Annotated in this window: 21 protein-coding genes; 9 read left to right on the top strand and 12 right to left on the bottom strand. The window is 63.3% G+C overall.

The features are described from left to right. Positions 1–258 precede the first annotated feature (258 nt). Together MMB74_RS18175 and MMB74_RS18170 are read right to left on the bottom strand one after the other, a co-directional pair. Positions 259–414: a hypothetical protein gene (locus MMB74_RS18175; protein ID WP_277430057.1), complete on the bottom strand. Its 156-nt coding sequence runs from the start codon at positions 412–414 to the stop codon at positions 259–261. Between the two features lie 54 nt (positions 415–468). Further along, positions 469–1,629 (bottom strand): DUF4382 domain-containing protein, encoded by a 1,161-nt coding sequence (locus MMB74_RS18170; RefSeq protein ID WP_277430056.1) that lies wholly within the window; start codon positions 1,627–1,629, stop codon positions 469–471. A gap of 468 nt (positions 1,630–2,097) precedes the next feature. Between MMB74_RS18170 and MMB74_RS18165 the strand changes: the two genes are divergently transcribed. Beyond that, positions 2,098–3,786, top strand: a complete 1,689-nt coding sequence (locus tag MMB74_RS18165; RefSeq protein WP_277430055.1) for a metallophosphoesterase family protein — start codon at positions 2,098–2,100, stop codon at positions 3,784–3,786. A 12-nt stretch (positions 3,787–3,798) separates the two neighbouring features. On the opposite strand, the gene MMB74_RS18160 is transcribed toward MMB74_RS18165, so the two are convergent. From MMB74_RS18160 to MMB74_RS18135, 6 genes are all read right to left on the bottom strand, one after another. Next, the gene (locus MMB74_RS18160) at positions 3,799–5,355 is read right to left on the bottom strand and encodes an altronate dehydratase family protein (protein WP_277430054.1); all 1,557 of its coding nucleotides are present in this window, start codon (positions 5,353–5,355) and stop codon (positions 3,799–3,801) included. Then, on the bottom strand, positions 5,352–6,272 hold the full coding sequence (locus tag MMB74_RS18155; RefSeq protein WP_277430053.1) for an SMP-30/gluconolactonase/LRE family protein: 921 nt from the start codon (positions 6,270–6,272) through the stop codon (positions 5,352–5,354). The genes MMB74_RS18160 and MMB74_RS18155 overlap by 4 nt, the downstream gene beginning before the upstream one ends. Positions 6,273–6,340: 68 nt before the next feature. Further along, a complete protein-coding gene (locus MMB74_RS18150) occupies positions 6,341–7,369 on the bottom strand; it encodes an ABC transporter permease (RefSeq protein ID WP_277430052.1) in 1,029 nt (342 codons plus the stop codon). Continuing rightward, a complete protein-coding gene (locus MMB74_RS18145; RefSeq protein ID WP_277430051.1) occupies positions 7,366–8,304 on the bottom strand; it encodes an ABC transporter permease in 939 nt (312 codons plus the stop codon). The genes MMB74_RS18150 and MMB74_RS18145 overlap by 4 nt, the downstream gene beginning before the upstream one ends. After that, positions 8,301–9,836 carry a sugar ABC transporter ATP-binding protein gene (locus tag MMB74_RS18140; RefSeq protein WP_277430050.1) on the bottom strand — a complete coding sequence of 512 codons (1,536 nt, stop codon included), beginning with the start codon at positions 9,834–9,836 and terminating at the stop codon, positions 8,301–8,303. The genes MMB74_RS18145 and MMB74_RS18140 overlap by 4 nt, the downstream gene beginning before the upstream one ends. A 47-nt stretch (positions 9,837–9,883) precedes the next feature. Next, positions 9,884–10,813, bottom strand: a complete 930-nt coding sequence (locus tag MMB74_RS18135; RefSeq protein ID WP_277430210.1) for an ABC transporter substrate-binding protein — start codon at positions 10,811–10,813, stop codon at positions 9,884–9,886. A gap of 373 nt (positions 10,814–11,186) precedes the next feature. Between MMB74_RS18135 and MMB74_RS18130 the strand changes: the two genes are divergently transcribed. The 6 genes from MMB74_RS18130 to MMB74_RS18105 all read left to right on the top strand — a co-directional run bounded on the left by MMB74_RS18130 (position 11,187) and on the right by MMB74_RS18105 (position 20,614). After that, positions 11,187–11,927, top strand: a complete 741-nt coding sequence (locus tag MMB74_RS18130) for a GntR family transcriptional regulator (protein WP_277430049.1) — start codon at positions 11,187–11,189, stop codon at positions 11,925–11,927. Between the two features lie 214 nt (positions 11,928–12,141). Further along, positions 12,142–12,918: an FkbM family methyltransferase gene (locus tag MMB74_RS18125; RefSeq protein WP_277430048.1), complete on the top strand. Its 777-nt coding sequence runs from the start codon at positions 12,142–12,144 to the stop codon at positions 12,916–12,918. A gap of 491 nt (positions 12,919–13,409) precedes the next feature. Continuing rightward, positions 13,410–16,274, top strand: coding sequence for an autotransporter domain-containing protein (locus MMB74_RS18120; RefSeq protein ID WP_277430047.1), 2,865 nt, complete (start codon positions 13,410–13,412; stop codon positions 16,272–16,274). 184 nt (positions 16,275–16,458) lie between these two features. Further along, positions 16,459–18,561, top strand: coding sequence for a tetratricopeptide repeat-containing sulfotransferase family protein (locus tag MMB74_RS18115; protein WP_277430046.1), 2,103 nt, complete (start codon positions 16,459–16,461; stop codon positions 18,559–18,561). Beyond that, positions 18,558–19,724: a glycosyl transferase family 8 gene (locus tag MMB74_RS18110; protein WP_346780691.1), complete on the top strand. Its 1,167-nt coding sequence runs from the start codon at positions 18,558–18,560 to the stop codon at positions 19,722–19,724. Before MMB74_RS18115 ends, MMB74_RS18110 begins: the two co-directional genes overlap by 4 nt. A 65-nt stretch (positions 19,725–19,789) precedes the next feature. Beyond that, positions 19,790–20,614 (top strand): alpha/beta hydrolase, encoded by an 825-nt coding sequence (locus MMB74_RS18105; RefSeq protein ID WP_277430209.1) that lies wholly within the window; start codon positions 19,790–19,792, stop codon positions 20,612–20,614. A gap of 799 nt (positions 20,615–21,413) precedes the next feature. On the opposite strand, the gene MMB74_RS18100 is transcribed toward MMB74_RS18105, so the two are convergent. The 3 genes from MMB74_RS18100 to MMB74_RS18090 form a co-directional block, all read right to left on the bottom strand. Then, complete coding sequence (locus MMB74_RS18100; protein ID WP_277430044.1) at positions 21,414–21,935, bottom strand: GNAT family N-acetyltransferase; 522 nt, start codon at positions 21,933–21,935, stop codon at positions 21,414–21,416. Next, positions 21,935–22,210 (bottom strand): DUF1778 domain-containing protein, encoded by a 276-nt coding sequence (locus MMB74_RS18095; RefSeq protein ID WP_277430043.1) that lies wholly within the window; start codon positions 22,208–22,210, stop codon positions 21,935–21,937. Before MMB74_RS18095 ends, MMB74_RS18100 begins: the two co-directional genes overlap by 1 nt. 391 nt (positions 22,211–22,601) lie before the next feature. Next, a complete protein-coding gene (locus MMB74_RS18090; protein ID WP_277430042.1) occupies positions 22,602–22,889 on the bottom strand; it encodes a hypothetical protein in 288 nt (95 codons plus the stop codon). Between the two features lie 160 nt (positions 22,890–23,049). Here MMB74_RS18090 and MMB74_RS18085 point away from each other — a divergent pair, with 160 nt between their 5' ends. Beyond that, positions 23,050–23,277, top strand: coding sequence for a transcriptional regulator (locus tag MMB74_RS18085; protein ID WP_009889671.1), 228 nt, complete (start codon positions 23,050–23,052; stop codon positions 23,275–23,277). Further along, entirely contained in the window at positions 23,274–23,657 is a 384-nt protein-coding gene (locus MMB74_RS18080; RefSeq protein ID WP_277430041.1) for a type II toxin-antitoxin system death-on-curing family toxin, read from the top strand. Before MMB74_RS18085 ends, MMB74_RS18080 begins: the two co-directional genes overlap by 4 nt. Before the next feature lie 283 nt (positions 23,658–23,940). Here the strand turns inward: MMB74_RS18080 and MMB74_RS18075 are convergent, their stop codons facing one another. Then, positions 23,941–24,216 carry a hypothetical protein gene (locus tag MMB74_RS18075; RefSeq protein WP_277430208.1) on the bottom strand — a complete coding sequence of 92 codons (276 nt, stop codon included), beginning with the start codon at positions 24,214–24,216 and terminating at the stop codon, positions 23,941–23,943. Positions 24,217–24,222 lie beyond the last annotated feature (6 nt).

Raw genomic sequence — 24,222 nt, 5'->3', positions numbered from 1 at the left:
CAGGAAGCAAGAAGCGTACCAAAGTCGGGAGTGACTGCGCCGATTTTGGGCGCAGCGAGCGCAGATGGGGCTTCGCGCACCTTCGTGGGTCGCGTCGAACGCAACTGCCCACCATGTCGTATGCCCTGACTTAGTGCTCGTCATGCACGCGCGTCGAGCGTCTGCACTCACTGCGAGCATTTGCATGCACCAGTGCGGCGAGCCCTTGCGGCGGAGTCGTCGGTCCGCCCCGCCGCGAGCCGCTCCCGTCACTGCGGATCAGCAGTTTCCCTTCTTGGCCTGCCCGGGCGGGCAAAAGCCGTTGCCAGGCCCGCCCTGCGGACGCACCACGACGCCCGGTTGATCCGGCACGTACACGGCGCAGGCCGCGAGCGCATTGGAGGCGAAAGCCAAAACGATGATGAGTCTTTTCACGATTTCCCCGAGGAGGAGGGGGCAGCCAATGCCCCCTGGTTGACGATGCGATTGTTAGAACGAGAAATTCACGCCGCTTTGGCTGCCGCCCGCGATGTTGACAGCGCTCGATTGCGTCGCGCCGGAGGCAGCGTCCGCTTCGACCGTGTATTGGCCCGCCACCGCCCCCACCGCGGTCAACGCGATCGGCAGCGTATTACTATAGGCGCCCATCATCGGCGCTGCGATGGGCAAGCTCATCGTATAGGCGCCCGTGTCGAGATTGGCATTCGCCGACCCGATCTCATATGCCGTACCAGACACCGTCTGAAGCGCGCGCAGGCTTGCGTCCGCCGATGCGGTCACCGTCCCGCTGACCGTGTTCATCGTCGATGACGGTAACGTGATCGGTTGGCTCGCCGTGGACACGTGGGTCGTCGCCCCGACAACGACGGGCACCGACGTGATGATGCCGGTCGTCTCGTTAGGTTGTGCGATCACGATATCGTAATTGCCGTTGGCCGAACTCTGGACCAAGGTCGAGAAGAGGAAATGGCCGCTGCCGTCCGCGAGCGTGCCGCCCATCACCGTGCCGTTCTGCTCGGCGTATACCGCCGCGCCCGCTTGCGCCGGAGCGACATAGCCGTCGATCATGCCCGCGACGTTGGTCGGGGTGGCGGTGATAACCGGTTTCAGTGCGTACGAGCCGTTGCCCTGCTGGACCACCGATTTGCAGGCGTTGAAATCGAGCACGAGGTCGACCGTCGAATTCGCGGCCACATCGAACGGGCGGATGATCTTCAAACCGCTTTGCGTGGCGCTCGGCGTCGCCAGCGCTTGTTCGGTGGTCGTCCCGGAAACGACGATGGAGTTAGCCAGCGAGTTGCCTTGATTCTGCGCCAGCACGAGCCGCACTTGTTGATATCGACCCGCTGGTAGCGTGGCTTGACCGAGCGTCGACATGACGCCGTTCGTCAGCGCGAGCAGATCGACCTTCTGCGGCGTGGCAGGGGTGATCGTCGTCCAGCCCGCGTCGTTGTCGCCCGCGCCGGAATTTGCGTTGATGCGCACTTGGCTCACGGTCACATACACGTGATCGAAGCCGCACGACGGCGCATCGGTCATTTGCACGTTCACGGTGCCGGTCGGCGTGCTGCCGCCGCCGCCTCCACCGCACGCCGCCAGCGCCATCGATGCGCACACTGCCGAAAGCATGGCCTTACGGATACCGTTCATGTCCACCCCCACTCTTGTTGTTTGTGATGCGAAGAATACATTCGGCGTACGGCGGCTTATCTTTCAAATTGAAACGATGCGTAACTGTTACCGAGCTTCTTGTAAGACGTGCAACAAGCCGCGCGAAGCCGCCCGACCTTGCACACCATGACGCGCGCAGCAGGGCGAGGGGTGCGTAGACGCAGCCCAGCCTGGGTCTGCGGATGAGCGGCTCGCCACCGCCATTCCCGCAAGCTGTGACCCCTGACTGACATCGAACCTTCACTCGCCGCCGCTATCGTTGCCGCATCCCATGCGTGCGACGCATGGCCGCTACGTTCGAGCGACACGGGCAATAAGCGCCCCCGTGCTGCCAGCGTTCGAAGCTCGCCCCAACACGCCAATGCCTGCACTGGCGCCTCGCTTTCCATCGAGGCGCCAGGCGGCCCGCGCGTGGCCCCCCAGCAACTCTCGAGAGACACAGACGATATGACGAAGAAGAACACGATTGCCGCATCTTCGACCGAAACGAACGCCGGTGTATCGCGGCGCGGCTTCTTGAAGCTGGCCGGTGCATCGGGGGTCGCCAGTGCGGCCGGGGCGCTCACCGCCGCTGTAAAAGCGGCCGACGCGAGCGCGGTTGCCGACGGTACCCCCGAACAAGTCCATTTGACGTGGGGCGCGGATCCTACGAGCGAAGTCGTCGTGTCGTGGGCGTCGCAGGCGGCGGCTATCCGAGCGCGTGTCACCTTCAGCTCGGATCGCGGCCACAGCGAGACGGTGCATGCAGTGCAACGAACGTACACGGACGGACTGAGCGGCGTCGTGGTGTTCGCCTATCACGCGAGCCTGCGCGAATTGAAACCGAATACGACATATCGCTACGAAGTCACGGCCGACAACAGCAGCCGCACGAGCAGCCCGTTCATGGCCAGCTTCACCACCGCGCCGCGCGGGCGCAAGCCGTTTCGCTTCACGAGCTACGGCGATCTCGCGACGCCGAATACCGCATGGGTGTTGTCGTCTCCCCAAAGCCGCTTTGCGGTCGAAGCCGTCGAGCGCTTCCAACCGCTGTTTCATTTGCTCAACGGCGACCTGTGCTACGCGAACCTGAATCCCGCCCATCAAACCGACGTCTGGCGCGACTTCGGCAACAACAACCAAACGTCGGCTGCGAACCGCCCGTGGATGCCGTGTCCCGGCAACCACGAGCTCGAGTTTCACAACGGCCCGCAGGGGCTCGATTCGTACCTGACGCGCTATGCGCTACCTGAGAACGGCACCCGTTTTTCGGGGCGCTGGTACGCGTTCCAAGTGAGTTCGGTGCTGTTCATCTCGCTCGATGCCGACGACATCGTGTATCAAGACGGCGCTGCGTTCGTCGCGGGCCCGGCGCCGCTCGTGCCGGCGGCGAGCACGGGCAATGCGCCGATTCCGCCGGGCACCTCGCTCTATGTGCGCGGCTATAGCAATGGCGAGCAGACGCGCTGGCTCGAGAAAACGCTGCGCCGCGCCGCTGACGACCGTGACATCGACTGGATCGTCGTGCAGATGCATCAGGACGCGTTAAGTTCGTCGAAGACGGGCAACGGCTCGGATAAAGCGCTGCGCGAGGCGTGGCTGCCGCTGTTCGAGCGCTACGGCGTCGATCTCGTGCTCTGCGGGCACGACCACGATTACGAGCGCAGCTATCCGGTGTGCGGCTGCTTCCGTCACATGGGCACCGACCTCGCGACCGGCGAGCGCGTCGACACGTTGACGCCGCGGCCGGTGCGTCATGCACAGCATGGCATCAATACGTTCGACATGAGCCGCGGCACGATTCACCTGATTCTCGGCGGCGGCGGCACGAGCGCGCCGCTCGATGTGTACGGTGTCGATGCGGGCACCGGCAACCCGCAAGCGAAGGTCTTCACGAAGCCGAACCGGCCGATACCGGGTAAGACCGAAGGCACCTTCGTGCGCGCGCCGGCCGATGCGGTGGAAGACGCCGTATGGTCGGCGCAGCGCGACACCGGCACGGGGTATGGCATAGCAGTGTTCGATGTGGACCCGGGCGAGCACGGCGGCAAGACCACGATCACGATGAACTATTACCATGCGCCCGGTGCCGATCAAGCGCCGACGGGTGAGTATGAGCTGTTCGAGACGGTTACGCTGACCAAGCGGCGCCGTTGAGGCGCGGCGCCCTCACATAATCGCCCCCAACTGCCACGGCACGAACTCGTTCTGCCCATAGCCGTGGCTTTCGCTTTTCGTGCGTTGCCCCGAGGCCGTCGCGAGCATGAGTTCGAAGATGGCCGCGCCGACCTCATCGACGCTCTGCTCGCCATCCGCGATGGTCCCGCAGTTCAGGTCGATGTCCTCTTGCTGACGCGACCATAAGGCGCTATTCGTGCCGAATTTCAGCGAGGGCGCCGGCGCGCAGCCGTAGGCCGAGCCGCGTCCGGTGGTGAAGCAAATCAGGTTGGCGCCGCCGGCCACCTGACCCGTCGCGGAAACGGGATCGTAGCCGGGCGTATCCATGAACACGAGCCCCCGCGCACGCACGGGCTCCGCGTATTCGTACGTTTGAACGAGTTGCGTGGTGCCGCCCTTGGCCACCGCGCCAAGCGACTTCTCGAGGATCGTCGTCAAGCCGCCCGCCTTGTTGCCGGCCGACGGGTTGTTGTTCATGTTCGCGTTCATCCGCGCGCAATAGTCCTCCCACCAGCGCAGCCGCGCGACGAGCTTTTCACCGACCTCACGCGAGGCGGCGCGGCGCGTCAGCAGGTGCTCCGCGCCGTAGATCTCGGGCGTTTCGGAAAGGATCGCGGTGCCTCCGTGCGCCACCAGGCGGTCCACGGCAGAACCGAGCGCGGGGTTGGCCGTGATGCCCGAATAACCGTCCGAGCCGCCGCATTGCAGCCCGACCATCAGATGGCTTGCGTCCACCGGCTCGCGCGTGGCACGGTTTGCTTGCGCGAGCAGATCGCGCACGCGTTCGATGCCCGCGGCCACCGTGCGGGCCGTTCCGCCGGTTTGTTGGATCGTCATCGTCGCGAGTTGGGCGCTACGTTCGAGATGCTCGGTCTCGACCAGCGTATCGATTTGATTCGTTTCGCAGCCGAGCCCGACGATGAGGACCGCGAAGAAATTAGGATGCCTCGCATAGCCTGCGAGCGTACGCCGCAGCACGGCGATCGGCTCGCCTTCGGAGGCCATCGCGCACCCTTGTCCATGCGTGAGCGCAACCACGCCGTCCACGTTCGGGAAAGCTTCGAGCGCCTCGGGATGAATGTCGCGGCGAAAGTGGTCGGCAATCGCGCGCGCGACCGTGGCCGAACAGTTGACCGTCGTCAGAATGCCGATGTAGTTGCGCGTCGCGATGCGGCCGTCCGCGCGACGGATGCCTTCGAACGTCGCGCGCTGCGCGGCAGGCGCCGTCTCGTGGGCGTCTACGCCGAAGGCATAATCGCGCTCGAACTCGCCCATCGAAAGATTGTGGGTATGGACGTGCTCTCCGCACCGGATCGGGCGGCTCGCGAAGCCGATGATCTGCCCGTAGCGGCGCACCGGCGCGCCCGGCGCGATGTCGCGCAGCGCGACCTTGTGGCCGGGGGGAATGAGACCGGCAACGCGATGCTCGGCGTCGAGCGGCGCGCCGGGCAACAGTTGTTCGCGCGCGAGCGCGACGTCGTCGCGCGGATCGAGCAGAATCACCGCGCTGGAAAGCTGCGGCGCAGATGGCCGGTTGTTCGGGTTCATCGCTGGCCTCCCGCATACGCGCCGCGCACGCCGACATAGATCGAGTAGATGGACGTGCTCGCCGCGATGAAAAGACGATTGCGCTGTGGCCCGCCGAACACGAGGTTCGCCACGGCTTCGGGCACGAGGATTTTGCCGAGCAGCGTCCCGTCGGGCGCATAGCAATGAATGCCGTCGCCGGCGCTCGTCCACACGTTGCCGTGCTCGTCCACGCGCATGCCGTCCGGAACACCCGGTGCGACTTCGGTGAAAACGCGACCGTTGCGTAACCGACCCTGTGCGTCGACGTCGAACACCCTGATATGGTGCGGGCCGCTTTCGATGTGCGATGCGCCGGAGTCGGCCACGTAGAGTCGCGTTTCGTCCGGTGAGAATGCCAGGCCGTTCGGCTTCGCGAAATCGTCGGCCACGCGCTGCACCTCGCCGGTTTCCGGGGCGACGCGGTACACATGGCAGGCGCCGATCTCGCTCGGCGCGCGATGGCCTTCATAGTCGCTCAGAATGCCGTAGTCCGGATCGGTGAACCAGACGGAACTGTCGGAGCGCACGACCACGTCATTGGGCGAATTGAACCGGCGGCCTTCATGGCGGTCCGCGATGACCGTGATGCGGCCGTCGTGTTCGGTGCGTGTGACGCGGCGCGTGCCGTGCTCGCAGCTCACGAGGCGGCACTCCCGGTCCAACGTGTTGCCGTTGCTGAAGTTCGCGTTCGTGCGAAACACGCCTGTGCCGATGCCTGGCACCCAGCGCATCATGCGGTTATTGGGGATGTCGCTCCACACGAGAAATTCGGCCGCCGGAAACCACACCGGCCCCTCTGCCCACATGCAGCCGCTCGCGAGCTTTTCGAACTGGGCGTTCGGCTGAAGCAGCCTGCGAAAGCGTGCGTCGTGGACCTCGTATTCGTTGGGATTCATGTTTGCTTTCCGACTTTCCTAAAGTGATTCCGATCGCGTCGCGATAGTCGATTGCGCCGCGGCGCTTCTCATTGGCGCACTTTTCGTCCGCTCGCGACGACGACCGCGATGATGAGCACGCCGTACACGATCGAACGTACGCCGGCGCCGGCTCCCAACGCGTTGAGCATGGCATTGGTGAGATAGAGGAACAGCGACGCGCCCCAGACGCCCGCCACGGTGCCTTTGCCTCCCGCGACTTCGGTGCCGCCGATCACGACGACCGCCACTGAGATCAGCATGTATTCCACGCCCATGTCGAGCGCGGCGCCGCCCGACACGGCCGCCAGCAGAAGCCCGGTCAACGCGGCGATGATGGCTGCGAGCACATAGGTCACCCAGCGCACGCGTTCGACCCGCACACCGGCCAGCCAAGCGGCCCGGGCGTTTTGGCCGAGCGCTGAAAGACCGCGGCCGAACACCGTCCGATGGAGGGCGAAGGCAAGCGCGATCGACAACGCCAGCGCCAGCCAAGCGATATCGGGCACGCCGATGAGCCGTGCATTCGCGAATGCTTGCAGTGCCTGGGGCGGCGCAGGCATGCCGCGGCTCTGCGTGATCGCGACCGACTGCACGATGAAGCTCGACGAGAGTGTGGCGATGATGGGCGGAATGCGCAGGACGCGGATCAGCAGATAGTTCGCCAGGCCCACGAGCACACCCACGGCGAGCGCGACCGCTATGCCGAGCAGAATCAAATCGTCGCGGCCCTTCATCAACTGCACGCCCAATACGCCGCTGAGGGCGATCGCGGAAGGCATCGACAAATCGATATTGCCTGGACCGGCCGTGATGACGATCATCTGACCGAGGCCCACGAGCACCATGAAAACGGCAAACACTAGCGCGGTGACGACGACGTTGCCCGCAATCGAGAAGCCGAAAACGCCGGCGATGACGAACCAAACGAGGAGCGCGCCCGCGAACGACCAGAGCCAGGGCGCTTCCAACGAGCGCAGCCGCGCCAAGAAGTCGAACACCAGAGCAGGCTTGGCGGACCCGCCGCCCGTTGCTGGCACGCTGGCCGGCGTGCGGGCCCCGGAATCGTTGCCGCTCATGATTGATCTCCGCGTCGTTGCAGCAGCACGCGCAGCGAAAGCACGACGATCAGGATCGCGCCTTGCATGCCGACTTGCCAATCGGGCGACACGTTCAGAAAAGCGAGAAACGAGGCTGCGAGCGTGAGCGTCGTCGCGCCCAATACGGCGCCTATCACCGAAACGCGTCCGCCGATGAATTCGCCTCCCCCCAGTATGACGGCGGCGATCGAAAGTAACGTGTAGCGTAGGGCGAGATTGGCATCCGCGGACGTGGTCAGGCCAAGCAGGCAGAGCCCCGAGAGCACGCCGAAGATCGCCGCGATGCCGTACAGCAGCGCCTTGCCGCGTACGAGCGACCAGCCGAAACGCCGCATCGCGCGCGGGTTGCCGCCGGTGCCGCGCAGCCGCACGCCGAACGAAGAGCGCATCAGCAGCAGATGCACGAGCACGGCGATCAGCGTCGACCAGAGGATCGGCGCGGCGACGAAAGGCGTTTGATAGCCCATGACCGAAGTGAGCCACGCGGGGCTCGTGCCGCCCGGCGTGGGCAGCAGCAACACGGCAAGCCCGTTCCAGACGAACGAGAGACCGAGCGTCACGACGATGGAGGGAATCTGCCGGAATTCGACGAGGGCGCCCACGGCCGCATAGAGAAGCACGCAACCGGCGAGCGCCGCGAGGCCGACGAGCGGCCGGTCGGCCAGCAGCGTCGCGCCGATGCAGGCGACCAAACTCACGAAAGGCCCGATCGACAGATCGAGATCGTTCGCGGTGATGATCGCCAGTTGCGCGAGCGTCGCGAGCACGAGCGGCACCGCAAGATTGAGCAGCAGGCCAAGGCCGAAATAGCTGAAGGTGGCGGGCTGCAGGAAGAAGATCGGCACCAGCACCGCGACGAGGGAAAACGCGGGCAGCAGCGCGCGCAGCGTCGCGCGGTCTAGCGTCCAGTTCAAATCGGAACCCCCTCGAAGTCAGTGAAGCTCGCCGCCAGCAGCGACTGCTCGTTGCATTCGTGTGCATGCAGCAGCCGCGTCACGCGACCCGCACGGAAAACATAGGTTCGGCCGCAGTGAGCGAATTCATCGTTCTCTGTCGTGTACCAGATGAACGTGCGGCCGCGCTCCGCTTCTTCGCGAATGAGCTTGTACAACTCGCGCTTCGTGCCGATGTCGACGCCGCGTGTGGGGTCGTCCATCAGGATCAGTTGAGCGTCGGACGCCAGAGCGCGTGCGAACAGCACCTTCTGCTGATTGCCGCCCGACAGCGAGAGAATGCCCGCACCGGAAGGCGCGCCGCGTATGCCGATGCGCTCCGTCCACGCGGTGGCGAGCGCGCGGGCCGCGCGGCGATCGATCAAGCGTGGCAGAAGGGCGAGCGGCCTCGCGTTTGACTCAGCGTTGCGGCGAGCGTCGAGCAGCCACCGTACGTCTAGGTTCTGCGCGATCGACCATAGCGGAAACACGCCGTCGCGCGAGCGGTCGCCCGCCACGAACGCCACGCGTTCGCGTCCCTTCGTGGCCGCTTCGTAGATCGTCAGCAAGGCTTCGCTCTGTCCTTGGCCCGCAAGCCCCGCGAAGCCGAGGATTTCGCCGCGCAGCGCATCGATTCGCGTCCTCGCGCCGGCCCCGATCATCCAGTGGTAGGCGGGCGCCGCGTGGGTATTGCCGCGGCTGGTCTCGCCGCGCGTCGCTGGTACGGCGTCGGCATCGAGATCCTGGCCCATCGCGGCCACGATCGCATCGTGCGTAATCGCCTCACGCGGCAGGACTGCCGCCACACGGCCATCGCGCATCACCAGTACGCGATGCGCCGCGTGCACGATCTCGCCGAGCATGTGGCTGATGAGGATCGTCGCAATGCCGCGCTCACCGGCCTTTCCGATGAAAGCGAGCAACTGTGCGGCGGTATGCGCGTCGAGACTCGAAGTGGGCTCGTCGAGGATCACGAGCTTCACGGGATCGCTGACTACCGTGAACGCGCGCGCGATCTCCACCATTTGCCGCTGGGTCAGCGTGAGGTCTGCGATCAGTTCGTGCCCCTTCATGCCATGCCCCGGAAAGATCGCATCGAGCTGCTCGAGCATGAGGCGCGTGGCGCGGCGCCGCCAATCGTGCCCGCGAAGTTCCGGATGCAGGATCGGCATGTTCTCGGCCACGCTCAGGTTCGCGCACAGCGATAGCTCTTGAAACACGCAGCGCACACCGGCGGCGCGAGCCGCATTGGGGTCGTAGCCCGAGACTTGACGGCCCTCTATCGCCATGGTCCCTTCGTCGGGCCGAAACACACCCGTGAGCACGGCCATCAGCGTCGATTTGCCCGCACCGTTGTGGCCGGCGATGCCGACGCATTCGCCAGAGCGAAATTCGAAGCGGATGTCCGCCAGCGCTTGCACGCGGCCGAAGGTTTTGCCGATTCGCTCGAGCGAGATCAGCGCCGGCGGTGCGCCGTTCGACCGCGGCGGCGCGGGAGCATGCGCGTCGATCAATTCGTCCTCCTGCGTGTCGTTCGTCCCGGGTCCATGGCGACGAGCGCCTATTTGGCGTCGACGATCTTCGTCACCTCGTCGCGGCTATACAGCTTGTTGGCGATACCGCCCGGAGGCGTCTTCGCAAGAACGGCGTCGAGTTCGTCCGCCGTGACGGCCATGAGCGGCATACGGATATCGTGCGGGAGTTTTTTGCCCGCGAGCAACTGCTGCGTGACCCAGAACGCAAAAGTGGAGCAGCCGGGCGGGATGGTCACGGAGAGCGTCTCGTACCCACCGTTCTTACGCTGCTGCGCCCACCAAGCGAGCTCTTCCTGGCGGTTGCCGAGAATGATGATCGGCGTAGGGCGCCCGGCTTCCTTGATCGCGTTGGCCGCGCCGTAGCCATCGCCTCCTTGGGCGACGACGCCGTCGATCTTGGGCAGCGTCGGCAAGATGCCGGCCACCTGCTTTTGCGCGACCGTTTGCGTCCAGTCGCCGTGCACGGAACCGACGATTTTCAAGCCCGGATACTTCTTGATTTCGTCGGCGATGCCGCGGTGAATCTCGTCGTCGACCGATACGCCGGCCAGACCGCGGATTTCGAGGAGATTGCCTTTGCCGTTCAGGCGTTTGGCCATGTAGTCGATCTGCATGGCGCCGAGTTGATGGAAATCGACGGCGATGCGATACGCACAGGGTTCCGTTGCGATGCCGTCGAACGTGACCACGGTCACGCCCGCCGCGCATGCCTGCTTGATCACGCCGTTGAGCGCGGTGGGCGAGGCGGCGTCGATGGCGATGGCTTTGTAGCCCTGCAAGATGAGATTCTGAATTTGTTGCGCCTGCTCGGTGGCCTGATTCTCCGCCGTCGTGAAAGTGGGCGCCGCCGCAACGATGCCGGCCTTGACGGCGGGGTCCGCCACTTCAGCCCAGCTTTTGAGCATGGTCTGGCGCCAGCTGTTGCCGGCGTAATTGTTGGAAAGCGCGACCTTCATCGCCGCGGTGCTGCCGGCGGCTGCGGTTTGCGCCTGCGCCGCGCCGTTGGCAACGAGACAAAATCCGAGCACTGCAGAAGCGAGGTACGAACGCACTTGCTGTCTCCTTTTGATCTGATTGGAACGTCCACGCGCAACGCGGCGATGCCTGCCAAGCTCAAGGGGCGCAGGGGGACGAGGAGGTCGGGCCGAGTCGATGGCAACGCCTCGGTTGACTAATATACTAGTTGAACGGCATGATCGGTGGAATTTCTTCATGTCGCTCGACGAGGTACGTCTCCCACTGGTTGCGTCGGAACGACCCATGCATGAGTCGCGCGGCCGCCGGCCCGTAGAATGATTGTTTGATTGGGGCGCGCCCTGCCCATGGCTCATGAAAACCGACCGTAACGATCCCCAGCAATTCATCACCCGTGTGCTGCCGCGCGCCACGTCGCTGGACCGCGCGCAGCCGCTGTCCACGCAGATTTACGATCTGCTGCGTGAGGCGATCATCACCATGGCCGTTTTGCCGTCGGACGTGATCTTCGAGCGCGCGTTGAGCGAAACGCTGGGCATTTCGCGCACGCCGGTGCGCGAGGCGCTTCAGCGGCTCGCCCGCGAAGAACTCGTCGCGATCGCGGCTCAGTCCGGCACCTTCGTCGCGCCGGTGCTGCGAGAGCAGTTCATCGAAGGCGCGTTGATACGGCGTGTACTCGAAAGCGCGAGCATTCGCCGCGCGGCCGAACTGATCACCGCGCGCGAACTCGATACCTTGCACGACATTCAGGAAGCGCACCGGCGTGCGATCGGGCGGAACGATCCAGTGGAAGCGATCCGGCAGGACAACCGATTTCATGCGGCAGTGGGCGCGGCGGCTCGGCTGCCTAAGATCCTGCAATTGATCGACTTGGTCAGGGCGCCTATCGATCGGGTGCGCTACGTGACTGCGCGCGAGCCGGAAGAGGGAGCGATGACGCTCGCGCAGCACCAGCGCGTGCTCGACGCGCTAGTCGCGCACGATCCGGATGCGGCGGAACGTGCTCTGCTTGCGCACCTCGACGACGCGCTGCTGCGTCAACAGCGCGTATTCGACGAGCACGTCGAATTGTTCGAGGGGGGAGCGGGGCGATGAAGAGCGTGACGCGCGTTGGATTTTTCTACGCATGCGGAAAGCAGCACGCTGCATCCACACCGGTTGAGTGTGGTGGCGGCGCATTATGTCGGCCCCCGGATAGACTATGCATGACCGCGCCCGATCCCGACGCGTCAGTCCATCAAGGTGAGCCGCTAGTCCCATGCCACACGCCGCAGATCCCTACGTTCTAGTCGACACCCGACACGGAACCATGCTTGCCAATCGCTTCGACGAATATGTCGGGCAAGCGTTGATCCACTATGGCGAGTACGCTGAGGCCGAAACGCAGTTGCTGTTGCAATGTGTCAATGGCCCGGGCGCCATCGTCGAAGTAGGCGCCAATATCGGCAGCCAGACGGTGCCGCTGGCGAAAGCGGCCAAGGCCGTTGGCGCCGACGTGATCGCCTTCGAGCCGCAGCCGTTCGTGTTTCAGAACCTGTGCGCGAACCTCGCACTGAACGCCGTGGACAATGTGACCGCGTGGCCGTTCGCGTGCGCAGCGGATGCCGGAACGGTCTGGTTCGCGTCGCCCGACTACCGGCGCTCAGGTAATTTCGGGGCGGTGTCGGCGCGCACGGAACCGTTGAACGATGGTATTCGGGTGCCGTGCGTGCGACTCGACGAGATGATGCAGGGGCGAGCCGTTCACTTGTTGAAGGTCGACGTCGAAGGGTTCGAGTTGCAAGTGTTGCAAGGCGCCCGAGGCGTGATCGCGACGCACCGTCCTCTGTTGTTCGTTGAAAACGATCGGGTCGCCAACTCCCCTGCGCTGATCGAATATTTGTGGGCGCAACGCTACCGGCTGTGCTGGCACATCAGCCCGCTATTCAATCCGGGGAATTTTCGGGGCGAGGCACGGGACCGCTACCCGCAACTCTATTCGTTCAACATGCTGGGTGTTCCACGGGAGTCGAGCCTGGTGCTAGAAGGGTTCGAGGAAATCGTCGACGCGACGGCCCATCCATTGGCGGGGCATGCGCAGCCTTGAGCGATAGAACGGAAAACGGAAAGCGATCCCAAGATGACTCACGCGCATTCGAACAGCGCCGCTCTTCAGACGCTCATTTAAATTCTATTAATCGAATCGAATAAGGCGTCACTGTCAATGGGTGTTTTCCTGTTCAAAAGACACTCGGTGGATCCCGGGGGGGCAGGCGCCAAGATATTTTCGAGTCAATGCGCATAGTACGTATTGACAAGGCCAAGGGCGACCCATTGCGAGGGTGAGTGGAGGGCGGAGCAAACGTGCTTGCGGCCCGCAGCTGGCGAGGGTTGAGGGACATAGAGTGGACTTGTGTGTAATTAAAATGAAAGTCACCGGCAAGCTCGTTCGAAATGGAGAACTTCGAAGGATGTGCATGGGTGAGCGTGACGCAAAAAAGGTCACATGCCGAAATATCGCGATTCCCCTGAATAATATTTTGCAAGTCGCCCCGGTTCTTACATAATTGCGTCCGAGACATATCCATCGGGGCGCTCATGAACCGTAACAACGTACCGTCGAGACAACATGCGATCGCCGCCGCGCTTGCCGGCGTGCTCGCCAGTGTGGTGCCGATAGTTGCAAAAGCCGATTGTGGAATCAACGGTACGATCAGCTCGAACACCACGGAAGTAGGCTGGTCCTCGGGCAACTGTACGATCGCCCCCGGTATCGTTCTCTCGAACTTCAACACGGCGACCGCTTTCCTGGCGACCGGCTCCTCGTTGGGCACGCTCACCAACAGCGGCACCATCGCGGGCATCACGTACGGAATGGTCGGTTCAGCCACCATCGGCTTGGTGACCAACAACAATTCCGGTACCTTTGTCGGCGGCAGTTCGGGTATCAGGAATAGCGGCTCGATCGACACGTTCGACAATAGCGGTCTTGTGAGCACCTCCGGCATCGCGGGCACCATCGCGGCCGGCATCAACAACACCGGCACCATCGGAACGCTCACCAATACGGCAACCGGGACGATTACAGGCGCGGGAAGGGGCATCCTCAATAGCGGAACCATCGGCATCGTCAACAACATGGGACTGCTCGCCGGTAGCGGCACGGTGAGCGGCAGCATATTCGGCATCGACAACAACGCCGGCAGCATCGGCACGATTCTCAATAGCGGCACGATCAAAGGCTCGACGTACGCGGGAACCATCGTCGGCTACGGCGTACTTGGCGAAAATTCAGGTGTGATCGGAACGCTGAACAACAGTGGCCTGATCACCAACGAAATAGGTGTGCTCATCCGCAGCGGCGCCAACCTCGGGACGCTGACCAATACCGGCACGATCATCGGCACCTTTTCCGGCGTCGTGGCGCAGTCGGGCACGATCGGGACCATCAACAACTCCGGCCTGATCAGCGGCGCGACGACCCAAACCGTCACCGGTTTTCCGAGCGGGCCGTACACCGGTATCTTTGCGCTGGCCGGCGCAACCATCGGCTCGGTAATCAACAGCGGCACGATTACGGGTCTGCTCAACGCGATCAATATCGATAGCACCAGCACCATCAGCCAGATCAGCAACAGCGGCCTGATCGCCGGCACCATCCGCAACACGGGCTCGACCAATCTGAACATCAGCGGCGGCGCCGGCGCGGCATTCGGCACGTTGACGGGGCTGAGCGGCGGCATCGCCGCCGCGAATATCGGCACCATCGTCAATACTGCGTCCAACGTCGTATTCGGCTCCGGCAACGTATTGCTCAACGACAACGCCAACGTGGGCAGTCACGCCGTCAACAACACCGGCGCCACGCTCCAGGTCAACAATCCCATCGCGATCACCGGCAATTACACGCAAGGGGCGTCGGCCACGCTGTTGGTCGGCGTCGCGGATAGCGCCGTCGCGGGCGGTACGATCGCAAGCGACGGCGGCTATGGTCGACTGGTCGTTTCAGGCACCGCCAATATTGCGAGCGGCTCGGCTGTGACGCTGCAAAAGGTCAACGCCTACGGATTCGCCGCCGGCCAGCGCTTCGTCGTCGTCGACGCCGTCGGGACGGGTACGAACTACAACGAAGGGACGCTGCGCTATTCGGTCGCCGGGGTCACCGGGCTTGTGGTCACTGGCGCCGCGGTGGCCAACGGGGCGAACAGCGATCTGGTCCTGACGCTCGCCAACGCCACCGGGACGGGGACAGGCACAGGAACCGGTACGGGAACCGGCACTGGCACCGGGACGGGAACGGGAACGGGAACACCGACGCCGGCCCCGACGGGCGCCACTGCGCCCAATGCCGTGTCATCGCTCACGGGGCTGGCGAACTACACGGGCATCAGTCCGGCGCTCCTCAATCTGTTCAACGCCTCGCTCGCCCTCAATGCCGGCGGCTCGACCCAAGCGCTCAATGCCGCGGGCAAGCAGCTCAGTCCGACGTCGCAGAGCGCCTCGAGCCGCGCGGCGGCCGCCCCGACCTTCGATACGCTCAATATCATTTCGAGCCATGCCAACGGTCTGCGCCTGGCGCAACGGGAAGGCAGCGGCATCTCGACCGGAGAAGCGGCGCCGACTTGGGGCGCCTGGGGACAGGCGTTCGGTGGACATGCGAGCCAGGACGCGCGCGATCAGGTGGACGGATACAGCGCAAACTACGGCGGCCTGCTGTTCGGCGTCGACCGCGCGGTGTCCGATACCTGGCGTGTCGGCGGCGCATTCAGCTATAGCAACACTGCTGTTAACAACACGGGCGATACCGCCGGGGACAACACGCGCATCAATTCGTACGGCCTGATCGGCTACGGCAGCTACGTGACGGGCAGGTGGTATGCCAATCTGTCCGCCGGCGCGATCGTCCAGCGCTACGACACGAATCGGTTGGTCAACTTCCCCGGTTTCTCCGGGCAAGCCAACGGCAGCTTCAGCGGGCAGCAGTATGTCGCGCGCGGCGAGGTGGGTTATCCGCTCGCCTTCGGCGTCGCGACCGTCACGCCGCTCGCGACGCTCACGTATAGCTACTTGCATCAAAACGCCTACACGGAATCGGGAGGCAACGGGGCGGCGCTGTCGGTCGGCTCCTCGCACTTGACCTCGGTGACCACCGACCTTGGCGCGAAAATCGAACGCGAGCTGCCGACCTCGTATGGTGTGCTCGTGCCCGAGTTGACCGTCGCATGGCGCCACGAGTACGACAACACGCGCGCGCTGACCAACGCCACTTTCGCCGCCGACCCTAGCGGCCAAACCAGTTTCACCTCCCTGGGCACCAGCCCCGTCACGAACTCGGCCCTGGTAACCGCCGGCGTGACGCTGCTCAAAGCGCGGAACCTGAGCGTGACCGCGCGCTATGACGTTCAGATCGGGCAAGGCTACCTTTCTCAGGCCGGTAGTTTGCGATTGCGGCAGCTGTTTTGACTGTCGACCACGGGCAGTGAGGCCGGTGCCGTCGCCGGTCCTCACACGGCTCGCGCTCGCGGGCCGCTGTACCCGAAACGCGGCGTCGGTCAGCTAGCGCCCAGAAGCGTCTAGCTCGTGCGCGCGCGTGCTACGATCGCAAAGCATCGATTTTCCTCCTTTCCACGATCCCGACTTTTCAAGCATGCCCAGCGCCGCCCCTCCCGAGAACATCAGTATTCAGGACGCGCTTACGCGGGCCTATGCGCACTGGAATGCCGGTCAGGCCGAACAGGCTGAAATGCTGGCCCAGCGGGTGCTCGCCGCTTGGCCCGGACAGCCGGACGCGCTCCATTTGCTTGGGTTGATGGCACACGCCTACGGCAACTTGGATCTGGCGATCGTTCATCTAAAGCAGGCTTGTCTTGCCCCTCGCGCGCCGGCCGTGTATTCGAGCAATCTCGCGGAAATGTATCGCCAGAAGGGACTGCTGCCGGAAGGCGTCGAAGCCGCGCAACGCGCCGTTGCGATGGATCCGACGCTCGTCTCCGGATGGAACAACCTCGGCATCCTGCTTCAAGAAGCCGGTCAGCTGGAGCAAAGCCGCACATGCCTCGAGAAGGTCGTTGCGCTCAACCCTGCATGGCCTGAAGCACAAAACAATCTCGGCAATACGTGGCGGCGACTGGGGCAGATGGACCGGGCCGAGGCGTGCTATCGTCAGGCGCTCTCGCTCAACCCGTCCTACGCCGAAGCGCACAGCAATCTCGCCTTCCTGCTCTCGACGCAGGGCGGCTATGACGAAGCCGAGCAGCATGCGCGGCAGGCGATCGATCTGAATCCTCGCCTCGTCGACGCGTACCTGAACCTCGCCGATCTCGAGATCTCCCGGCAACGTCACGACGCGGCGTTGCGGGCGCTCGACATGCTGAGCACTTTCGCCCCCGACCATCCGGCTGCGCTGACGGCGCGCGCGAAGGCGCTCAGGCAGATTGCGCACATCGAAGAGGCGCTCGCCATCGCGCGGCATGCCGTGGCGCTCGCGCCGCGCAGCGCAGAGGCCCATTACGCGCTGGCGCTGGTGTTGCAGGATCTCGGCATAACCGACGAAGCGCATCGTGCCTACGAGCAAGCCGCGCAATTGCCCGGCACGGTGGCGGAAGGGGCGCTCGTCGGACGCGCCACGCTCTTGATGGAAGCGGGGCGCAAGGATGAAGCGCTGTTGGCTTTCGAGCAGGCGCTGGCGCGTTTTCCGGGGTCCGCCCAGGCGCTCGCGGCACGTGCGGAATTGCGCACGTTCAGTGCGGGCGATCCCGACATCGAGGCGCTCGAGTCATGTGTCGCGCAAGGCGAGCGACGCTCGCTAGTCGATCGCGTCGCGGCGCATTTCGCGCTTGGCAAGGCCTACCTCGACATCAACGATCCTGAGCGGGCGTTCGGCCACCTCGCGGCCGGCAACCGCCAGAAGCGCGCTTCGTTCGACTATGACAGCGGGCAGACCGAACGCTGGATGGAGCGTATCGCCGCGGTTTTCACGCGGGAACGATATGGCCGGCTCGCGGGCCTTGGCATGCCGTCGACAATGCCCGTCTTCGTGGTCGGCATGCCGCGCTCCGGCACCACGCTGATCGAGCAAATCCTCTCATCGCACCCGCAGGTGACGGGCGCGGGCGAACTGTCTGCGTTGCGTCTTGCGATCGACGACGTCGGCGGCTTTCCTGACGGCATCCTCGCCCTCGACGGCCAGACCGACCCCCAAGCGCGATTGCGTCAGTGCGGGCAAGCGTATCTGGCCCGTGTGGCGCCCCTTGCCGGGGGACGAGCGCACGTCGTCGACAAAATGCCCGGCAACTTCCTGTATGCGGGCGCGATTCCGCTGATCCTGCCGGGCGCTCGGATCATCCATGTTCGGCGCGACCCGGTCGACACCTGCTTGTCCTGCTACACGAAGTTGTTCGCTGGACAACAACCGTTTGCGTACGACCAGACCGAGCTCGCGGATTTTTACCGCCAGTACGAACGCTTGATGGCGCATTGGCGCGAGCTGCTGCCTAGCGACGTTTTCATCGAAACTCACTACGAGGCCGTGGTCGACGACCTCGAAGGCGAAGCACGGCGGTTGATCGCCTGGCTGGGACTGCCGTGGGACGATGCCTGCCTAGACTTCCACCGCAACCGCCGAGTGGTCCGCACGGCGAGCGTGAACCAGGTGCGCCAACCGATCTATGCGACCTCGAAAGGCCGCTGGCATGCCTACGCGCGCTATCTCGGCCCCTTGCTCGCAGCGCTGGGCGTCGAGGCTTCGTGATGCCGGGCGCCGCACTCGATCTGCACGCGATCGAGCTTCAGATTCGTCCGTTGCTGGCGTCGGGGCGCTATGAGGAAGCCGAGGCGGTCCTGCGGCCGTATCTGTCCTCGGGGCACGGACCGCTTTCGCTCTGGAAATGGCTCGCGGCCGCGCTCCGGTCGCAAGGACGCATCGCCGAGACGCGCGCGATCCAAGAAATGCTGGTGGCGCACGCGCCTGGCGATTTCCCGACGCGCTTCGATCTCGCCGAAACCTTGCTGCTCTCGGGCGAGTTCGAGCGGGGCTGGCGGGAGTACCACTACCGCTACAGCCTCGCGCACACGGCGCACATCGAACGCAAGGTCCAACGTCCGCGCTGGGATGGCCGCGCCATGCCCGGCCAGACGCTGCTGATCCACGACGAGCAGGGCTATGGCGACACCTTCCAGTTCATCCGCTTCGTGCCGTGGGCCAAGGAGAAGAGCGGTGCGCGGGTCGTCCTTGAAATCAACGCGGAATCGCTGTCGCTCGTCCGGCGTGCCACGGGGTTCGACGAGATCGTCGAACGAGGGAGCTTACCGCCCGCATTCGACATGCACTGCGAGATGATGAGCCTGCCGATGGCTTTGAGGCTGAGTCTCGACGACTTGCCCGGGCCGACGCCTTATCTGCATCCGGACCCGCAGCGCGTCGAGCGCTGGCGGCAGCGTCTGGCCGGTTTGCCGCGCCCGCTCGTGGCGCTGGTGTGGGCAGGACGGCCCACGCACCCCAACGACGCCAATCGCTCGCTGAGCCTCGCGCAGCTCGCGCCGCTCGCGCGAACGGGCGTGAGCTTCGTGTCGATTCAGAAGGGCCCCGCCGCAACGCAGGCCGCTTTGCCGCCCAAGGGGATGTCGCTGCTGTCGCTGTCCGATGAGATCCAAGATTTCGAAGATACGGCGGCGATTCTCTGCGTCGCCGATCTGTTGATTTCAGTGGACTCTTCCCCCGTTCACCTCGCGGGCGCATTGGGCCGACCCGTTTGGGTCATGTTGCCGAAAGTCCCGGACTGGCGCTGGTTGCTCGAGCGGACCGATACACCGTGGTATCCGCGGATGCGATTGTTTCGTCAGGAGGTGCGTGCGGACTGGAGCGGCGTCGTTTCCCGAATGGCGGCCGAACTGGCACGGTTCGGAGCGCAATGAGCGTCGTGGGCGGGAGGGGCCGGTGGTGCGACCGTCCGTGGGGGCGCGCACAGTCTTGCGTGGCGATGATCGTCATCGCGCTGTCAGTCTTGGGTCCGCTGTCAGGATGCACCGCGCTCGATCGCGACGCCCATGCCGACGCCTTGGCCGGGGGGGCGCATCTGCAGCGGCAACTCGTCGATTCCGGCCGCTTCGTGCTGACGGCTTTTGTGCGTATCTCGGCGCCCCGCGAGCCGCTGCGCGTGTACATCGAGGGCGATGGGCTCGCCTGGCTGTCGCGCACCGAACCTTCGCTCGATCCCACGCCGCGTGAGGCTATCGGGCTCGCGCTCGCCGCACAGGACAGCGCGCCGAACGTCGTCTATTTGGCGCGGCCTTGCCAGTTCACACCGATGGCGAGGAATCCGCGATGCGGCATTCCCTATTGGACCGGCAAGCGATTCGGGGCCGAAGTGATCGAGTCGATGAACGACGCTGTCAGCCATTTTGCCGCGCTTACACCCGGGCAGCCTGTCGAGCTGATCGGTTATTCGGGAGGGGGCGCCGTCGCGGTATTGATCGCGGCACGCCGCGCGGATGTCGCTTCCATCCGCACCGTGGCCGGCAATCTCGACGACGAATTCGTCAATCGGCTGCACCATGTCTCGCCGATGCCCGAGTCGAAAGACGCGATCGATTTCGCGAGCCGCGTTGCCGATATTGCACAAGTGCACTTCAGCGGAGCCAAGGACCATGTCGTTCCGCCGTCGGTGGCGCAGCGCTTTCTCGAGGCCACCGGTGCAAGATGCGCACGGATATCGATCGTTGCCGAGGCGTCACACGAGAGCGGCTGGATTCGACGCTGGCCGGCGTTGTTGAAAATCGTGCCGACTTGCCGTGCCACGAAGTAGGGAAGACACTGACAGCCCGTGCGTCGTTAGCATTCCTGTCTATATCCCTACCCGAAAGCGAGCGGCTCTTATCCTTCGTCCCTCAACCAGGCTGGGATATCGCCGAACTGGACGTAGGAGTCCGAATTCATTGCGCTTCCGCTACCCAAGCCCGAGGCAGTTCGACGCGCGCGGATTCCTGCGGTGCATGAAGGCAACGTCGGTTATCGACTTTGAGCGCCTGCGCAGGGAGGAAGCGTTCATCCATTTGCTGTGGCTTGCTTGGGCCACGAAGCAAATGGTTAGCTCCGCGGCGCGGTTAGGTTCAACAATTGCATGCGATTCGTCGGAGCCGCCGCCGACAACATCCTTTCGACATACGCCAATTTGTTTAGCCTGGCTGGAAAGGCTTGTCCCGCATAGACAGAGTAGTGAAAAGTTGCTCGTATACCGTCAGAAATACCGTCAACAGGCGGTGTCCGTACCGAGACATCAATAGGCAATGCGCGATGAATCGGAACCGCTATGGCGTTGTTACGGCGGAAAACGAATCTGAGAGAATTGTCTTCCGGCCAGGATCGCGCGCCGTTCGATTTCTGAAGCCAAGTCAATCAACCCCTGTTGCTCGAGAAACATGAGGAATGGGCGAGTAGAAACCTTGCGACAGTTATCCGGCAGCAGAAAACAAAGTCCACGTATCTCGCTGCCCACTGGCGATCTGTTTCTACTAGTACCGCCCGCTCGCATGTCTGCGAAACGACCGGCCAAGATAATTGTCGTTCTCTAAGCGGGGCGCCGATAGGCGATGATTAGGCGATTTCTACTTCGGTTTGCTTGATACAGCAGGCATTAGGAATCGACGAGCGTCCTTCAGCAACAGCAGCAATTGCTGTTCTCGCACCGGCGAAGCTTCAAACCCGAAACGCAGATAGAAGCGTGCTGCATCCTCATCGATCGGATGTGTCAGCATCGCGCGAACGCCGACTTGTTCGGCGATGGCCACTGTGCGCCGGATTGCATCTTGCAGCATGCCGATCCCGACGCCACGCCCATGATCCTGCATTGCTACCGCCAGCCGAGCAAGGATGACAACAGGGATCGGATAGGCACCCATCCCTTTGCGTACTCGATCAGGGGCCTCCAGAGTATCGATTTGCCCCACGGCCAGGCTGTAATATCCGACTAGGCGCTGATCTTCGGTAACGACGTAAGTCTTGGCCGAACCACTGGCTTGTGCCTGCCGCGCATGGCGCAGGAGCCAGTCATTCAGGCCGGGCCTGCCACAATCGAAGCCTTCCAAGCCATGGCTGGCGTTTAGTGCTTGCAGTGCGGACAGCGGCATCAGCTCTCCCAAGGCGCTGTTCGGGAGAACAATTCCTTCAAGCCCGCATTGTCTTGGGTCGGCCGATCGAGCATGTCAAGCAGTGCTTGCGATTGACTTTCAGTCACCAGGAACAAACGTTGATCGAGCAGCGTTCGTTCGGCGACCTGACAGGCGCTGTCGAGAATAAAATCGGTCATGGATTTGTGCGCGATCTCGGCGGCACGGCGCAGCACGGCTTCCTGCTGCGGCGTGGCGCGCAAACCCAGACGGGCGGAGCGGGTAGAGGTGCTCATAAAAAGGAATCTCCTTCAGATGTACGTCATGTTAGCACAATGGGCGTACATTTTCTCCTGGTACACGGTTCTTCCCCTTTTGTATGCTGTATCTCCACTGCACTCAAAAGCTGCTCAACCGCCTGAAACCCGAAGTGATCGAGGTCGGAAGCAGCACCACGAAGCTTGGCAACTGGTAACGCAACTGTTTTGGCATGGCGGCCGCAGGTCGCGATGCTTGTGAATGAGCAGACGCTATTGCCGGTGCCGATGCCGTTGGCTCCTGCCGTCAACCTGGCGTGTAGTCGGCTTCACTTGAGTGCCATCGCTCGACCGCCTCGCTCCAGGGCTCCGCGTCTAACACATGGATAGCTCTGCAGTGCGGGCAGCGTATCTGCTCAAAACAACTCCATTACTTCGAAGCTTCAAGCCGACGACGAGTGTTGACTCGACGGGCTGCGAATTTAGCCTCAACGTCGGCGGCCGGTAGGAGATTGCCGTCATCGGCCGAGGCTCGTGACCGCTCAACCTTGGCGCGCAGCCAGGCGTCGTAGTCAGCGGATTTTTCTTGCCGTTTCACGTAGTCCCGCATGAAGTCGCGCAAGAGTTGAGCGCCAGTGCGGTCGTGGGCCTTGGCGACTTTGGAAAACTCGTTTTTTAGGGCTTCGTCGACCCGAAAAGTAAAGGTAGCTTCTGTCATTGCGGTGCTCCCCATGTGTTACATGATAAGTGCATGGTGGCACAGTCAAGTTTGTTCCGCGCACATTGCGGTCTCGCTACAAGCAACCGGGCCATCATCCACCCTTCGCCGTCAGTGAACGATTGATATATAATGCTGATTATATAGCGAGGAGGGCGCCATGCTTACATTCAAGGTCACGACGGTCGGGGCTTCGGCTGGCTTCATTCTTACCAAGGAGGCGATGGCACGGCTCAAGGTGCAGAAGGGCGATACCGTGTATCTGACCGAGGCGCCAGAAGGCGGCTACCGGATTACGCCGTACAACCCGGATTTTGAACGCCAGATGAAACTGGCGGAAGAGATCATGCACGATGACCGCGATATTCTGCGGGCGCTGGCCAAATGACAGCGTGGCGATGGGTGCGCGCGGATCTGACTTATGCCGTCCATGATCGTCAGCTTGCCGAGCATGGGGGGCTCGATGGCGTGCGCGACAAAGGGGCAGTGGAGTCAGCACTGGCACGGCCGCAGAATCTTGTTGTTTATGCGGGTGCCGACGCAGCGGCGCTCGCCGCCGCGTATGCTTATGGGTCAGCGCGGAATCATGGCTTTGCGGACGGCAATAAAAGAACCGCCTGGGTGGTTGCGCGCCTTTTCCTGGCAGACAACGGCTATCGGCTGAAGTTCGATCCGGCCGATGCCGTTGGGACCATGGAAATGGTTGCTGCTGGCGAGCTTGACGAAGCTTCTCTGGCGGAGTGGTTCCGGCAGCGGATCGCCGAGTAAGTCGACGCTAACAGGCACGCGATTAAACTCGAAACTCCCGCTGGTTAACCCGTTAAGGGCGCCCCATGGGTGCCGACGACAGAATCCTTTCGGTGTAGCGCGCAATTATGTTGAGCCTGGTGGGAAACGCTCGTGCCACATAGGCGGAGCCGCGAAAAATCACGCGTATACCGTCAGAAATACGGTCGCGTCGCGAGAGCCATAGCGAGACGGCAATAGACACTGGCAACCCGTATTTCGTTAGCGTTCCTGGTCTATATCCCCACCCGAAAGCGAGCGGCTCTTATCCTTCGTCATTCAACCAGGCCGGGATATCGCGCGAACCATCAATCACCCGCCAGACGTCGACGTGATCGGTGCGGGTCACATAGAAAATCAGATGCGGGTACCGCTTGAGCGGCCAGCTACGCAGTCCAGGTATATCGAGTTCGTATGCGTTGTTGCGCGCAAAGTAATACTGAGCCACTTCGCGCAAAGTAAATCTGAGCCACCTTTCAGTACAGTCAGCCTTTTTTGCGCGAAGGCTGGCGATGCTCCAGAAGGAACAGTGGATGCAAATCCATGT

This window comes from Trinickia sp. Y13, from assembly GCF_029522115.1.
GTDB lineage: Bacteria > Pseudomonadota > Gammaproteobacteria > Burkholderiales > Burkholderiaceae > Trinickia.
The sequence above is the reverse complement of the archived record's forward strand: the minus strand, read 5'-3'. Positions and strand labels throughout refer to the sequence as shown.